A 13845-nucleotide genomic window follows, 5' to 3' on the forward strand; every position below is an offset into this window, starting at 1 on the left:
CCATGTTGCCGACCCGATCCTCTCGCCTGTGGCGGCCACTGGCCAGCCTGCTGCTGCTGGGCGGGCTCTGGGCGTGGCTCGAGCCGGGGGAGGTGATCGACGCGGTCGGTCCCCTGGCCCCGGGCTGGATCCTGATGGCCCTGGCCTTGACGCTGCCTCAGGTGCTGCTTTCCGCCTGGCGCTGGCGGCTGACCGCATGCCGTCTCGGCCTGTCGCTGGGCTGGGGGCGTGCGCTGCGGGAGTACTACCTGGCCCTGTTCCTCAACCAGGTGCTGCCCGGCGGGGTGGCGGGGGATGCCGCCCGGGCCTGGCGACACTCCCGGGCCAGCGGACGCCGGTGCAGCGCCTGGCGGGCGGTGATCATCGAACGCGCCTCCGGCCAGCTGGCGCTGCTGCTGCTGACCCTGCTGGTGGTGGCCATGTCGCCGTTGTGGCAGGGGCTGCTCGGCGAGGCGCTGGCCGGTCTTTTCTCGCCGGGCTGGTTGCTGGTCGCCGCGCTGCTGGCCGTGCTCGGCGTGCCGATGACGCGCCGTCTGCTGCGCCAGCCGCCGGCGGCGCTGGCCGGGCTGGGGAGAGACCTGCGTCGCAGTCTGCTGGCCTCCTCGGTCTGGCCACGGCAGCTCGCCGGCTCCCTGCTGCTGGTCTTGAGCTATGCCCTGGTGTTCGTCTGCGCGGCCCGGGCGATCGGGGTCACGCTGTCGCTGGGCACGCTGCTGTCGCTGGTGCCCCCGGTGCTGATGGCGATGCTGATCCCGCTCTCGCTGGCCGGCTGGGGCGTTCGTGAGGGCGCGGCGGCACTGGTCTGGGGGCTGGCCGGGCTGCCGCCGGCCGAGGGGGTGGCGGTGTCGATGGCCTACGGCCTGCTGGTGCTGCTGGCGAGCCTGCCCGGTGCGCTGTTTCTCCCGGGCCTGGTCCGCCGCCGCGTCGGCGCCGTGCCATCGGACGCGGGCCCCTCGGACCCTGAAGGGTCAGGGCCGGCTGAGGTCCGCCTCGGTGAGGTCCAGGTCAAAGAGGGTGTCGTCCCCGCAGCGGAAGGTCCGCGCGGCGGGGCGACGCGCCTGCTCCAGGGTGGCAATGGGCGACATGGCCAGCCCCGGCCGGCCGGAGCCGATCAGCAGCGGTGCCACCAGCAGGTGCAGGCGATCGAGCACGCCGGCCTCCAGGAACCTCGATACCGTGATGCCGCCGCCCTCGATCAGCACGCGCTCGAGCCCGCGAGCGGCAAGCGCCTCGAGCACGGCAGCGGGGGCGAAGCCGTCGGGTCCCAGCGGCAGCCGCAGGCGGGTGACGTGGTTGGCCTCCGGTGTGGCGATAGCGGCCTGCTCGCCGACCAGGTGGAGGCAGGGGGCCTGGGCCTCGCGCAGCAGGCGCAGCGTCGCCGGCGCTCGGCCTCGCGGGTCGAGGATCACCCGCACCGGCTGGCGCCCGCTGACGTGGCGCACCGTGAGCAGGGGGTCGTCCTCGCAGGCGGTGCCGGCGCCGACCACCACGGCATCCACCAGGGCCCTCAGCCGGTGCAGGTGCATCAGGCTCTCGGGACCATTGATGTAGTGGGAGTGTCCGCTCTCGGTGGCAATGCGGCCATCCAGGCTCTGGCCGAGCTGGGCCAGGGCCAGGCGGCCGGGATGCATCGCCAGCGGGGTCAGGTTGTCGAGCAGTTCCCGGGCCTCCTCGCTCGCGGGGATCTCCGACGTCCATCCGCTGGCCGTCAGCTGCAACGGGCCGTCCCTGTAAACTGCCGCCGCGGAGCGGGTCGCGCCCTCGCGGGCCCGGCACAGGGCCTGCCAGGCCGTCTCGTGGTCCAGGGTGTCGGGCAGGGTCGGGGGCATGAGGGCTCCGGGCCAGGGGAAAGACTTCATCATGCGCAGTCCGCCGCGGCGGGACAAGGCGTGCAAGGAGGGCACCATGCATCAGGTTGAACGGGCCATCTTCGATCTGCGACGGGGGCTGCCGGTGGTGGTCAGCGCCGGAGACGCTTGCGTGCTGGTCCAGGCCATCGAGGGGGCGAGTGAGGCGTCGGTGTCGCGATTGGCCACTTACGCGGGCGACACGCCCTCGCTGGTCCTGAGCGACCACCGCCTGGCGGTCCTGGGGGCGCCGGGTGCCCGAGGCTCGGCCCGCCTGCCATTGCCCGAGGGGACCGGTCGGCGGCGGCTGGTCGACCTGGCCTTCGGCATCGCCCCGGAGGTGACGGTGGGGCGCGAGGAACTGGCCGACTGGCGCCGGTCACTGGCCCCCGCCGAGGCGGCCGACCGCGCGGCCCTGGCGCTGATGCGCCGGGCGCTGCTGATTCCGGCGGCGCTGGTGGCCCGGGTCAGCGAGGTGCAACGGCCCGCCGTGGAGGCCCGGGTGGCGGAGGGCACCTGGCTTGCGGTCCGCTCGGATCAGGCCGAGCACTGCCTGGAGGGGGGTGTCGGCATGCTCAAGCGCGTCAGCGAGGCGCAGATCCCCCTGGCGGATGCCTTCGACTGTCGCTTCATCCTGTTTCGCGAAGCCGATGGCCTGCGCGAGCACGTGGCGGTGGTGATCGGCGAGCCCGGCAGCGGCGATGCGGCGGTGCCGCTGCGCCTGCACTCGGCCTGCCTGACCGGGGATCTGTTCGGCAGCCTGCGCTGTGACTGCGGTGAGCAGCTGCGCAATGCTGTGGCCGACATCCAGGCGCTGGGCGGTGGCGTGCTGCTCTATCTGGCCCAGGAGGGGCGCGGCATCGGGCTGGCCAACAAGCTGCGCGCCTATACCCTCCAGGACAGCGGCCTGGACACCCTGGATGCCGACCAGATCCTGGGCTTCGGTGAGGACGAGCGACGCTACGGGGTCGCGGTGGACATGCTGGATGCCCTGGGCATCCGTCGCGTGCAGCTGCTGACCAACAACCCGGGCAAGGTGGCGGCCCTGGCCGAGGGCGGTATCGAGGTGGTCGAGCGCCAGGCGCTCTATGGCAGCCTCAACGATCACAATCGGCGCTACCTCAGCGCCAAGTCGGAACGCGCCGGCCACCTGCTCGATGCCGTGTTCGAAGGCGATCAGGGCCCGGCCGCCCGGTCGTGAGGGGGGGGGGGGCGGAGAGCGACGAGCGCTAGCGACGGCGGAAGGTATTGACCGCCATGTCCCGGGTCTCGCACAGGATGCGGGCGATGCGCTTGCCGTAGTGGGCCACCAGCCGCTGGCCGAGTTCGGCCGTGCCGAGGCGGGCATTGCCCACCACCCCCGCGGGATGCAGGTCCTCGGCCAGCCAGGCGAAGGCTGCCTCTCCCTCCGGGCCCAGCAGCAGTCCCTGCTCTGCCATCGCCTCACCCCGCGAGGGCGGGTGGTCCAGCTGGTCGAGGCGCACCTTGTGCGGGGCCAGGTGGCGCATCATGGCGGTTTCCAGCGCGCCCCCGTGGAGCCCGTGGCGCAGCTCCTCGGCGGGCAGGGTGCCCGGCGGCGGCATTCGGGTGTAGTGGACCTTGACCACCAGCATGCCGTGCCGGCGGCGCAGTCGCAGGGCGGCCAGGTCCATCACCGCCTTGTTGCCGCCATGGCTGTTGAGCAGCACCAGCCGCTGCAGGCCGGCCCGGGCCACGGCGTCGCCATGGGCCTCCAGGGTGGCGATGGCCAGCTCCGGTGGCAGGCTGAGGGTCCCGGGGAAGCTCAGGTGCTCGTCGCTGGCTCCCACCGCCATCGGCGGCAGGATCACCAGAGGGAAGCGCCCGGGCAGGTGGGTGAGAGCCTCCTCCAGAAGCCCCTCACCGATATCGAGGTCGGTGGAGAGCGGCAGGTGGGCGCCGTGCTGCTCGATGGCGCCCACCACCATCACCGCCACGCTAGTGCGCGGCAGGGTCGAGATCTCATGACGGGTGAGATCCCGCCAACGGGGGCAAGGGGGGAGATCACTCATGGGCCATTGCGCTCCGTGTCGTGTCGGTCGTCGATACGCCGTGCGTAGAGGTCGCCCGAGGCCAGGCCGTCGGCGCCTTCGGCCAGCCACTCACGCGTGGCCGCCGCCGAGCGCCACGTCGTCCACGCGAACCGCCGGCCCTCGCCGGCGATGGCGTTGAAGCGGTAGTCGCCCAGCCCGGCCAGCCGCACCACGCAGCGGTCGGCCACGTCCAGGGCACCGGCGACGAACTCCACCGAGACCCCTTCGATGGGCTGGGTAAGCCCGGCCAGGACCTCGGCCTCGAAGCCCTCCACGTCGATCTTGCAGAAGCGCGGCAGCCCATGGTCGGCGATCAGCCTGTCGAGGGTGGTCACGGGGACTCGCTGGCGGCCTTCCCAGCGTACCTTGCGAAAGCCGGGGTTACGTTCGGCGATCTCGCGGCGCCATTTGTGGGCCAGGGTGGAGACGGTCGGTGTCGCCTCGCTCACCGCCAGCTCGGCCTCGCCGGGTGCCGCTCCGGCGGCGCTGGGCAGCAGGGTGACACCCCGGCGCCGTCCCACCAGGCGCTTCAGCCAGAGAAACAGGGCCGGCTGGGGCTCCAGCGCGACCACTCGGGCGCCCAGCCCCTGGAAGGCGGCGGTGCGATCGCCCAGATGGGCACCGATGTCGAACGCCAGGTCGCCGGGCCCGACGAAGTCGGCATAGAGCCGCTGCAGGGCCCGCTGGCGTCCCGGCCGCCAGTAGATGACCAGCGAGCGAGCCAGTCCCAGGCCGCGTGACAATCGGCGGGTCGCCGCGACCAGCGGGGTGGACATGCCAGGGCCTTCGGTGTGCGTCATTCGCGTTTCGTCCTCGGGTCGGTGTTCGCCAGGGCCGTCGGCGGCTGGGCGGGCCTGGAGGAGGGCGTTTTTGCCACCGGCGGCCAGGTAGAGAACGACTGTACCGGCATCTCGCCGGGATGCTCCGGCGGTGGGGGGGCCAGGCGGGCCTCGGGTTGGCTCGGCGAGGCCGTGGCCAGCCGCTGCAGGACGGCGGTGGGCGCCACCTCCGCCGGTACCCTCAGCAGGCCGGCGCGGTAGAGCCTGCGGCCATGGGTGAGGCTGCTGGTCAGCTTGACCAGGGGCCCCGCCATCAGCAGGCCCAGCCAGACCGGGGAGAGCCACCAGAAGAACAGCGGGGCGAGCAGGTAGGTCGACCAGGCCCAAAGTGCGCCGATCAGGGTCGCGAGCCAGGTGTGGCGCAGCGCATCCCGCCAGGGCACCGACCGCCCTTCGCGGACCTGGGCGTCCCAGCTCACCTTCTGGCCACTGAGCACGCTCAGGATGAACCAGCTGTGCAGCAGCATCATGAGGGGGGCGATCAGGATGGCGATGGCGATCTCCAGCAGGGTGCTTGCCAGCAGCCGTGCCCGGCCGCCGAAGGCGGCGGGCCGCTGAATGAAGGCCAGCAGGAACCCCAGTACCTTCGGCAGCAGCAGTACCACCGCCGTGCTGATGAGCAGGGGCATGATCAGGTCGGGCGTGGCGATGGGCCAGTCGGGAAAGAGCTGGTAGCCGGCACTGAAGAAGTCATGGCGACCCTGGGCCCGGCCGATGGCGTCCACGGTGCCGACCACCAGCATCAGTCCCCACAGCAGTGAGGTCAGGTAGGCCAGCGCCCCGAACAGGAAGTGGAGGCGGTTCATGGGGTGAAGGCCGGTGGCGGTGAGCAGCCGAAGATGCTGCAGGTTGCCCTGGATCCAGCGCCTGTCGCGCTTGGCGAACTCGAGGATATTGCTGGGCACTTCCTCGAAGCTTTCGCCGAGACGGACATCCAGGTGGACCTCCCAGCCGGCCCGTCGCATCAGCGCCGCCTCGACGAAGTCGTGGCTGAGTATCTCGCCGCCCAGCGGCGGCTTGCCGGGAAGCTCTGGCAGGCCGCAACTGGCCATGTAGGCTTGGGTGCGCAGGATGGCGTTGTGTCCCCAGAAGTTCACGGCATGCCCTTGCCAGAAACACTGCCCGGTGGCGAGTAGAGGGCTGTGCAGCGCGGCGGCGAACTGCGTGAAGCGACCGAACACGCTTGCCGAGCGAACCGGGATCGGTACCGTCTGGATAAGGCCGATCCTGGGATTGGCCTGCATGGCGGCCACCAGCGATACCAGGGTCGCGCCCCCCATGAGGCTGTCCGCGTCCAGCACGACCAGGTAGTCGTAGCGACCGCCCCAGCGGCGACAGAACTCCGCCAGGTTCCCGGCCTTGCGGCCCAGGTTGTCTTCGCGGCGACGATAGTGGATCGGAAGTTCGGGTGACAGTCGCTGTTGCAGGCCGGCGATGGCGGCTCGTTCCCGGCGGGCGATCGCATCGTCCCGGGTATCGCTGAGCACGAACACCTCGAACCCTCGGGCGTGGGGCTGTTCGAGCAGCGACCGGCAGCTGCTTTCCAGGCCCGCTGCAACGCGCTCGGGGTCCTCGTTATAGATGGGCATCACCAGGGCCGTATGGTGCTCGCCGGGATCGCTCGCCGGCGGCCGGCGAGCGAGGCGGGCCAGGGTCAGGGGGTCGCGGCGAGCCAGCTGCAGCAGGAAGCCGATAATGGCCGTCCAGAAGGCGATGGTGATCCAGCCGAAGGTGATCACGAACAGGCCCAAAACGATACCCTGCAGCGCCGTGACGCCGTTGACGCGCAGGATCTCGAACATGGCCCAGCTGCCCATGGCGGTCGTGGCGAGCACCAGCAGGGCGATACCCGCTTGACGTGCGGCCAGCCATGGCACCCGGGGGGAGCGATCAGCGCAGTTCATCGGGATTCCAGACGTAGTTCCAGGTTTCGCTGATGGGCGCGTCACGCAGCGACAGCTTGAGACGCATGTCCACGGGAGTCTCCCCCTCGGGTTGTATCCGGAAGGAGGCGCGCCAGGTGTCGCCGTCGGGAAGGCGTTGCACCATCAGCTGTCGGGCCTCGCCGCTCGAGACCTCGAGCTCGGCCTCGACCGGATGAGTGGCGTCGAGGCTCGAGAGCTCACCCCCCTGGAAGTCGACCACGAACTGGCGAAGGCTGCGAGGCGGTGGGTCGCTCTGGCCCGGCACGGCCCCCCAGCCCTGTCGGGTGCGTACGGCGCTGGCCAGGGTCTGCTCGGGACGCTGGGCATCGAAGGTGGCAAGCCGGTAGCGATAGGTACGTGACTCACCGGCCTCGAGCGGCTGCTCGGGGACCCAGTAGACGACGATGTTGTCGTTGGTCTCCGAGTCGCTGGGGATCTCGACCAGCTCCACGCTGCCCGGCCCCCAGTCGCCGAGCGGGGCGATCCAGTGGCTGGGGCGGCGCTCGTAGCGCGACTCCATGTCCAGGTAGCTGTCGAAGTCCCGGTCGCGCTGGGCCAGGCCGAAGCCGGCCGGATTCTCGTCCTGCAGGCGGGTGATGCGCAGCTCACGCGGATTGTTCAGGGGGCGCCAGATCCACTCCCCGGCATGGGTCTGCATCAGCAGGCCCTGGGAATCATGCACCCGGGGCCGGAAGTCGTCGGCCGGGTAGGGGCTGACGTCGCCGTGCATGAACATGCTGGTCAGCGGGGCGATGCCCAGCTTCTCGACGTCGCGGCGGGCGAACAGCCGGGCCTCGACCTCCACCTCGATCTGCTCGCCGGGGTGCACCCGGAAATGGTAGGCGCCGGCCAGCGAGGGACTGTCGAGCAGTGCGACGATGTCGATACGGGGCGCTTCGGGGTCGGGCTTTAACAGCCAGAATTCCCTGAAGGCCGGGAACTCTTCCCCGCCGGAGGAGGCCGTATCGATGGCCAGCCCGCGGGCCGAGAGGCCATAGCCCTGGTTACGTCCCACCAGCCGGAAATAGCTGGCACCCTGGAAGACCAGGAACTCGTCATGGTAGTCCTCGCGATTGAGGGGATAGTGGAGGCGAAAGCCCGCGTACCCCGCGCCACTCAGGTCCTCCTCCGCCAGGGGAGCGGCGGCACCATCGTAGCGGAAGAAGGACGACTGGAACGGTAGGTCGTGCCGTCCGTCCTCCTCGACCAGGTGCAGGCGCACCGGCCGCTCGAACAGGAAACCGGAATGGAAGAGTTGTACCGAGAACAGCGCCTCGTCCTGCCAGAGGGCGGCTTCCGGGCGAAAGCGGATCGAGCGGTAGACATCGTAGTCGATGTCGCGCAGTGCCTGGGGCAGGTCGCCGGCCTGCTCATCATAGGGGGACGCCGCGAGCTGGCGCGCGCGGTCGGTCGCCTCCTCGAAGACGCCGGGCAGGTCCGGGTCGGGCTCGGCCCAGGTCGCAGGCGTGATTCCCGCGATGAGCAGGCCGGCGGCCAGCCACCCTGATGGGGACATGGCATGATCCTCCTTGAGTCGCATCTCCCGGTGGGGTGACAACAGGATCGGTGGCAAGTTGCAACGATATCTCTATACAAAGATTATACAATGAGAGCTTGGTGGTCCATCTGACCCGGGTGATTGCTCATGCCATTTCGTTCTCGCCTCTGCTGGTTCCTGTCCCTTGCGCTGCTCAATGGCGTGCTGCTGGCACCAGTATGGCTGTTGCATGGCGAGCTGGCCCCCCGCTGGATTGCCCTGGAGGCCCTCCTGCTGGCAGGGCTGCTGGCACTGTTGCCGTCGGCCGGCCTGTTTGCCGGACTGCGCTGGCTGGTGTCGGCCCTGGTCATGGCGTTCCTGCTGGTCGGCCTGGGGGAGGTGGCGACGCAGCTGACGTTCGGGCGCCCCCTGAACCTCTATCTGGACCTTCCCCTGCTGCGTTCCGTCTTTCACCTGCTCGAGGGCAATCTGGGATTTCCTTTGGCCGGCCTGGTCACCCTGCTGGCCATGGTCCTGCTGGTACTCGCGGCCTGGTTGCTGGCAAGGATGGTCGCGAGCCTGCAGGTCGCCGCGCGCAGCGGCCGAGCGCTGGCCGGTGCCCTGGTGATGCTGGTGGCAAGCGGTGCGCTGATCGCCGCCGAGCTCCAGCATCACCGCCCGCTAGCGGTGGCCCGAACGCCCTTGCTCGACACCCTGCACTTCCAGGGGCGGCAACTGGTCGAGACGCGCCGCGCCCACCGCGACTTTGCCGAGCGGATGACGGCCTCGCCCGCCAGGGTCACCGCCTTGCCGGGGCTTGCCGGACGCGATGTGGTGCTGGTCTTCGTGGAGTCCTATGGCATATCGGCGCTGTTCGATGCTCCCTACGCCCGGGTTCTGGGCCCGCGCCTCGACGACATGGCCGAGCGCTTCGCTGCCGCCGACCTGTCGGTGGCCTCCGGCATTCTCGACTCGCCGATCCGCGGCGGCCAGTCATGGCTGGCGCATGCCACGGCGCTGAGCGGCCTGCGGGTCGACAATTCGCTCTGGTACCGCTTGATGCTGGAGAGCGAGCGCACCACCCTGGTGGACGACTTCCGCGCTACCGGCCACCGCACCCTCACGGTGATGCCGGCCATCACCATGGCCTGGCCGGAGGGCCGCGCTTACGGGTTCGACGAGATCCACGCCGCCGCGGACCTCGACTATGCCGGCCCACCGTTGAACTGGGTGACCATGCCCGACCAATATACCCTGCACCATTTCGAGCAGCGGATCCGCCAGGGCGCCGCGGCGCCGCTCTTCGCCCAGATTGCGCTGATCAGCAGCCATGCGCCCTGGACCCCCATCCTCCCGGTGCTCGATGACTGGGGGGCGATCGGCGATGGCCGCGTCTTTGCGCGCTGGGAAGACGCCGGCGAGTCACCCGACGAACTCTGGCAGGACCTGGAACGGGTACGCGATCACTACGCCAGGTCGCTGGACTATGCTCTGGGGGCCAGCATCCGCTGGGCCGAGGACTTCGTGGACGACCAGACCCTGGTGATCCTGCTGGGGGATCACCAGGCGGCGCCCCTGATCACCGGCGACAACGCCAGCGGTGGTGTCCCGGTCCATGTAATCAGCGGCGATGCCCGCCTGCTCGACCCCTTCCTGGCGCGGGGCTTCGTGTCCGGCACCCGGCCGCCACGCCCCGACCGCTACCCCGATGGCGAGCTGCCAGGCCAGGAGGCGCTGCGCGGCTGGCTCCATGAGGCCTTCGGCGCTGATGAAGCGCCGGGCGCCCCTCTCACGACCCCCTGACCGAGGGCCGGATGGCCCGGGAGGCAAGATGCCACGACCTACACCGAGGACAGCGCGAACCACATCGGCCGCCCTGCTGTCCGGCCTTGCCGGGCTGATGGCCGTTTCCATGGCCGAGGCCTGGGAGCTGGACCGGGACGCGAGCCGAATCGAACTGATCGGCACCGCCGACGGCCGCGAAGCGGTGACCCGTGTCGAGGACTTCGAGGTCGACCTTGAGGGAGACCTGGATCAGCCTGGCCAGGGGCAGCTGGTGCTGACCCTTCGATCGGACAGCATCACGGGCGGCAACGACATCGTCGATGGCATGCTGCACGGGCGTAACTGGTTCGACGTCGAGACCTACCCCGAGATCGTCTTTCGCAGTACCGACATCCAGGCACCGGCCGAGGGCGAACTGCGCATCGAGGGCGAACTCGAGCTGCGCGGGGACACCCATCCGCTGACGGTGCCGGCGAGCTGGACGCGGCAGGGCGAGCGGGTCAATGTTGACGGACGCCTGACCCTGGACCGCACCGATTTCGACATGGGACGCGGTGCCTGGCGCACCGAGGGCACGGTGAAGCATGAGGTCCATGTCGACTTCTCCCTCGAGCTGCTGGCGCCATCGAGTTCCTGAACCACGAAGGAGGCTTGCCCTTGTTCACCCCCGTGATCCTGGCTGGCGGCAATGGCGTGCGGCTCTGGCCGCTGTCGCGCCGGCAGCGGCCCAAGCAGTTCCTGTCGCTGGAAGGCGAGGGCAGCCTGCTGGCCAACACCCTGGCCCGTCTCGAGGGGCTCGGCATGGCCGCTCCCATCGTCATCTGCCAAGAGGAGCATCGCTTCCTCGCCGCCGAGCAGCTCCGCCAGGCGGGGGTCGAGCAGGCGACCCTGCTGCTCGAGCCCGAGGGTCGCGGCACGGCCCCGGCGATCGCACTGGCTGCCCTGCTGGCGCGCCGCCAGGAGCGCAGTGAACCGCTACTGGTCCTGCCGTCGGACCATCACCTGGCAGACGATGAGGCCTTCCGCGTGGCCCTGGGGCCGGCGGCACGGCTGGCCGGTGCAGGTCACCTGGTGACCTTCGGGGTGGTGCCGACTCGTGCCGAAACCGGCTATGGCTATCTCCAGGCCGGTGAGGCGCTGGGCGAAGCGGGCCATGCGGTGGCGCGTTTCGTGGAGAAGCCCGACCTCGCCACCGCCGAGCGCTTCCTGGCGGCCGATGACCATTTCTGGAACAGCGGCATCTTCGTGCTGCGTCCCGATGACTATCTGGATGCCCTGGAAGCCTTTGCCCCCGCCATGCTGGCGGCCTGTCGGGACGCCATGGACGCGGCGGTGGTCGACCTCGACTTCCTGCGGCCGTCGGCGCGGGCCTTCCGGGAGAGTCCCGCCGGCTCCATCGATGTGGCGGTGATGGAGCGTACCGACCGAGCGGCCATGGTGCCGCTGGCCGCCGGCTGGAGCGACATCGGTTCCTGGCAGGCCCTCTGGGAGGCGCTGCCTCGTGATGCCGACGACAACGCCCTGCGCGGCGACGTGGTCTGCGAGCAGAGCCGTGGGTTGCTGGTGCATGCCGATTCGCGGCTGGTGGCCACCCTGGGGGTAGAGGACCTGGTGATCGTCGAGACCGATGATGCCGTGCTGGTGGCGGAGCGCGCCCGCAGCCAGCAGCTGCGGGGCCTGGTCGAGCGGCTGGAGGCCGAGGGTCGGGCAGAGACCCGGTTCACCAGCATCGTGCATCGCCCCTGGGGCCACTACCAGGCCGTCGACGCCGGGCCGCGTCATCAGGTCAAGCGCATCACGGTGCGCCCCGGTGCGCGGCTCTCCCTGCAGCTCCACCACCATCGGGCCGAGCACTGGGTGGTAGTCAGCGGCATGGCCCGGGTCACCCTGGACGAGGAGGTCTTCCTGGTGGGCGAGAACGCCTCGACCTTCATCCCGGTGGGGCGGGTGCACTGCCTGGAGAACCCCGGCCTGATTCCGCTGGAACTGATCGAGGTGCAGTCCGGCAGCTATCTGGGCGAGGACGACATCGTTCGCCTGGACGATTGCTATGGGCGGGAGTGATCGGATCGCTCAGTAGAGCCGGAAGCGTTTGAAGTCCGGGCGACCCTCGGCCTCCTCGGGGGTCTTGCGGTAGCGCTTGTACTCCCACTGGTACTGGGCCGGGTCCAGGGCGATGGCGGCCTCCACGCTGGCATTGACGCCGGTGGCCGAGGTGGCCTCGTCGGGGGCATAGACCCGCTCGTCAGCGGCCAGGAAATGCAGGGCGAAGCCCTTGCCGGGCAGGCGCAGCGCCACCCCGGTAACGACTCGCGCCTCGGTACGCGCCACCAGCTTGGGCAGCAGGGTGGCGGTGTAGGCGGGGCGGTCGAAGAAGGGCGCGAAGACGCCGCTGCCCCAGCTCGGCTCCTGATCGGGCAGGATGCCCACGGCCTCGCAGCGCTTGAGCGCCTTGAGCAGGGCGGCCACGCCACGCGGGTTGGTGGGCACCAGATGCGCCCCACGGCGTTCGCGGCCCTGGCGGATGATCGGGTCCAGCGGGGCGAGCTTGGGGGGCTCGTACATGGCGGTGAAGGGGAAGTGGCCGGAGAGCCAGAAGTTGAGCACCTCCCAGTTGCCGAAGTGGGGGGCGAGCACGATGACGCCGCGCCCCTCGGCGCGGGCCCCGTCGAGCAGCTCGCGACCATGGACCTCGAGGATCGCGGCTTCGACCCGCTCGGGGGCGCCCATCCAGGCGAAGCCCAGCTCGAGCATGGTGGCGGTGGAGTGGGTCAGGCTCTGCCGGGAGAGCTCGCGGCGTTCGGCGTCGCTGCGCGAGGGGTAGACCTCATACAGGTTGGCGCGGGTGACCCGGCGCTCCCGGCGGCTAAGCCGCTCCACCAGCGGGCCGACCAGTCGGGCCATTCGCCACAGGCTGGAAAGGCGACGACCGGCGAGGCTGCGCCACAGGGTGGCGATGGCGCGGGCCTGGAGGGTGCTCGAGCGGGACTTACCTGTGGCCATGGATCAGAGCCACCAGGTGTCCACGTTGTCCGGCGCGCGGCGCTCGTTGAGGGCCTTGAGCCCCTTCACGCAGCGGATTACCAGCCACACCACCGCGGCCAGCCAGGTGAGAAAGCCGATGAGGACCAGGGTCAGCAGGCCGGAAATGCCGAAGTAGAGCAGGGCGATCCAGAAGGTGCGGATCTGGTAGCGATAGTGCTCGTCGAGCCAGACCGGCCCGTTGCCACGGTAGACATAGGCGATCACCACGCCGACCAGCGAGGTGAGGCCGCCGGTGACCATGCCGGCCAGGTGCAGCACGTACACCACGATGGGAATGGTCGTGTCGGGGGCGGGACCCCGTTCGGTGATGGCTCGGTCGTCGTCCTGAGGCGGCTGGTCGTTCATGGCGCGTCCCTGTAGAGCAAGTGGTTGGGGCCAATCATACCGGTCGAAGGCGACAATGCCACCGGGCCTGGGTCCGGCAGGCTCCTAGGGCTTCATGGGGCGGCTGATCTCCAGCAGGTTGCCGTCCGGGTCGCGCAGGTAGAGCGAGGTGATCTCGCCGGTGGCACCCTGGCGGGTCACCGGGCCGAGCTCCACCTCGACCCCCAGCGCCTCCAGGTGTCGCTGGACCTCCTCGAGCGGCAGCAGGCTGCGCAGGCAGAGGTCCAGGCTGCCGGGGGTTGGCGTGGCGGCCCGGGGGGTGACGTCGGTGGCGGTCCAGTGCAGGCGCAGGGCGATGTCGCCCAGCAACAGGTCGACGCGCTCGCCGTCGCGGTAGCGTACTTCCAGTCCCAGCACCCGTGAGTAGAAGTCCACGGCACGGGAAATGTCGGTCACGGTGATGACCAGGTGGTCCAGACCTGACAGCATTCGGGTCTCCTTGCGGGGTTCTGGAGAGAGCGGGTGAATCCTGGGGGAGCTTGTTCTGGCACA

The 13845-nt window shown here is 70.1% G+C and carries 12 protein-coding genes and 1 pseudogene; 5 read left to right on the forward strand and 8 right to left on the reverse strand.

Going from position 1 to position 13845, the window contains the following annotated elements; genetic code table 11:
• Window positions 1-2 precede the first annotated feature (2 nt).
• A pseudogene (locus tag M8009_RS09415) lies at window positions 3-869 on the forward strand (lysylphosphatidylglycerol synthase transmembrane domain-containing protein); the annotation flags it as partial.
• 99 nt (window positions 870-968) lie between these two features.
• On the opposite strand, the gene M8009_RS09420 reads toward M8009_RS09415, so the two are convergent.
• Window positions 969-1907, reverse strand: a complete 939-nt coding sequence (locus M8009_RS09420; RefSeq protein ID WP_347709842.1) for a RibD family protein — start codon at window positions 1905-1907, stop codon at window positions 969-971.
• Here M8009_RS09420 and M8009_RS09425 point away from each other — a divergent pair.
• Window positions 1906-3048 carry a GTP cyclohydrolase II gene (locus tag M8009_RS09425; protein WP_250060589.1) on the forward strand — a complete coding sequence of 381 codons (1143 nt, stop codon included), beginning with the start codon at window positions 1906-1908 and terminating at the stop codon, window positions 3046-3048. The two genes, M8009_RS09420 and M8009_RS09425, sit on opposite strands and share 2 nt — an antisense overlap.
• Before the next feature lie 28 nt (window positions 3049-3076).
• Here M8009_RS09425 and M8009_RS09430 read toward each other — a convergent pair whose 3' ends face one another.
• The 4 genes from M8009_RS09430 to M8009_RS09445 are packed head-to-tail and all read right to left on the reverse strand — an operon-like array spanning window position 3077 to window position 8178.
• Window positions 3077-3877 (reverse strand): creatininase family protein, encoded by an 801-nt coding sequence (locus M8009_RS09430; RefSeq protein ID WP_250060590.1) that lies wholly within the window; start codon window positions 3875-3877, stop codon window positions 3077-3079.
• Entirely contained in the window at window positions 3874-4698 is an 825-nt protein-coding gene (locus tag M8009_RS09435; protein ID WP_347709841.1) for an FkbM family methyltransferase, read from the reverse strand. Before M8009_RS09435 ends, M8009_RS09430 begins: the two co-directional genes overlap by 4 nt.
• Window positions 4695-6641: a glucans biosynthesis glucosyltransferase MdoH gene (mdoH, locus tag M8009_RS09440; RefSeq protein ID WP_250060591.1), complete on the reverse strand. Its 1947-nt coding sequence runs from the start codon at window positions 6639-6641 to the stop codon at window positions 4695-4697. Before mdoH ends, M8009_RS09435 begins: the two co-directional genes overlap by 4 nt.
• On the reverse strand, window positions 6628-8178 hold the full coding sequence (locus M8009_RS09445) for an OpgD/OpgG family glucan biosynthesis protein (protein WP_250060592.1): 1551 nt from the start codon (window positions 8176-8178) through the stop codon (window positions 6628-6630). The genes mdoH and M8009_RS09445 overlap by 14 nt, the downstream gene beginning before the upstream one ends.
• 129 nt (window positions 8179-8307) lie before the next feature.
• On the opposite strand from M8009_RS09445, the gene M8009_RS09450 reads away from it, so the two are divergent.
• From M8009_RS09450 to M8009_RS09460, 3 genes are read left to right on the forward strand one after another with little or no spacing between them, the layout of a single operon-like run.
• Window positions 8308-9942: a sulfatase-like hydrolase/transferase gene (locus M8009_RS09450; protein ID WP_250060593.1), complete on the forward strand. Its 1635-nt coding sequence runs from the start codon at window positions 8308-8310 to the stop codon at window positions 9940-9942.
• Between the two features lie 28 nt (window positions 9943-9970).
• Window positions 9971-10561 carry a YceI family protein gene (locus M8009_RS09455; protein WP_250060594.1) on the forward strand — a complete coding sequence of 197 codons (591 nt, stop codon included), beginning with the start codon at window positions 9971-9973 and terminating at the stop codon, window positions 10559-10561.
• 20 nt (window positions 10562-10581) lie between these two features.
• Window positions 10582-11988, forward strand: a complete 1407-nt coding sequence (locus tag M8009_RS09460) for a mannose-1-phosphate guanylyltransferase/mannose-6-phosphate isomerase (protein WP_250060595.1) — start codon at window positions 10582-10584, stop codon at window positions 11986-11988.
• A gap of 9 nt (window positions 11989-11997) precedes the next feature.
• Here M8009_RS09460 and M8009_RS09465 read toward each other — a convergent pair whose 3' ends face one another.
• From M8009_RS09465 to M8009_RS09475, 3 genes are all read right to left on the reverse strand, one after another.
• Window positions 11998-12927: a lysophospholipid acyltransferase family protein gene (locus M8009_RS09465; RefSeq protein WP_250060596.1), complete on the reverse strand. Its 930-nt coding sequence runs from the start codon at window positions 12925-12927 to the stop codon at window positions 11998-12000.
• 3 nt (window positions 12928-12930) lie between these two features.
• Entirely contained in the window at window positions 12931-13314 is a 384-nt protein-coding gene (locus M8009_RS09470) for a DUF4870 family protein (RefSeq protein ID WP_250060597.1), read from the reverse strand.
• A gap of 84 nt (window positions 13315-13398) precedes the next feature.
• Window positions 13399-13782, reverse strand: a complete 384-nt coding sequence (locus M8009_RS09475) for a VOC family protein (RefSeq protein WP_250060598.1) — start codon at window positions 13780-13782, stop codon at window positions 13399-13401.
• Between the last annotated feature and the right edge of the window lie 63 nt (window positions 13783-13845).

The sequence above is a fragment of the Halomonas gemina genome (assembly GCF_023554995.1).
Lineage (GTDB): Bacteria > Pseudomonadota > Gammaproteobacteria > Pseudomonadales > Halomonadaceae > Halomonas > Halomonas gemina.

What these genes read in the sequence shown, in the direction of transcription:
- mdoH (WP_250060591.1), bottom strand. Translation starts at nt 6,641, where the DNA reads ATGAACTGCGCTGATCGCTCCCCCCGGGTGCCATGGCTGGCCGCACGT.
- M8009_RS09420 (WP_347709842.1), bottom strand. Translation starts at nt 1,907, where the DNA reads ATGGTGCCCTCCTTGCACGCCTTGTCCCGCCGCGGCGGACTGCGCATG.
- M8009_RS09465 (WP_250060596.1), bottom strand. Translation starts at nt 12,927, where the DNA reads ATGGCCACAGGTAAGTCCCGCTCGAGCACCCTCCAGGCCCGCGCCATC.
- M8009_RS09425 (WP_250060589.1), top strand. Translation starts at nt 1,906, where the DNA reads ATGCATCAGGTTGAACGGGCCATCTTCGATCTGCGACGGGGGCTGCCG.
- M8009_RS09470 (WP_250060597.1), bottom strand. Translation starts at nt 13,314, where the DNA reads ATGAACGACCAGCCGCCTCAGGACGACGACCGAGCCATCACCGAACGG.
- M8009_RS09450 (WP_250060593.1), top strand. Translation starts at nt 8,308, where the DNA reads ATGCCATTTCGTTCTCGCCTCTGCTGGTTCCTGTCCCTTGCGCTGCTC.
- M8009_RS09430 (WP_250060590.1), bottom strand. Translation starts at nt 3,877, where the DNA reads ATGAGTGATCTCCCCCCTTGCCCCCGTTGGCGGGATCTCACCCGTCAT.
- M8009_RS09475 (WP_250060598.1), bottom strand. Translation starts at nt 13,782, where the DNA reads ATGCTGTCAGGTCTGGACCACCTGGTCATCACCGTGACCGACATTTCC.
- M8009_RS09435 (WP_347709841.1), bottom strand. Translation starts at nt 4,698, where the DNA reads ATGACGCACACCGAAGGCCCTGGCATGTCCACCCCGCTGGTCGCGGCG.
- M8009_RS09455 (WP_250060594.1), top strand. Translation starts at nt 9,971, where the DNA reads ATGCCACGACCTACACCGAGGACAGCGCGAACCACATCGGCCGCCCTG.
- M8009_RS09445 (WP_250060592.1), bottom strand. Translation starts at nt 8,178, where the DNA reads ATGTCCCCATCAGGGTGGCTGGCCGCCGGCCTGCTCATCGCGGGAATC.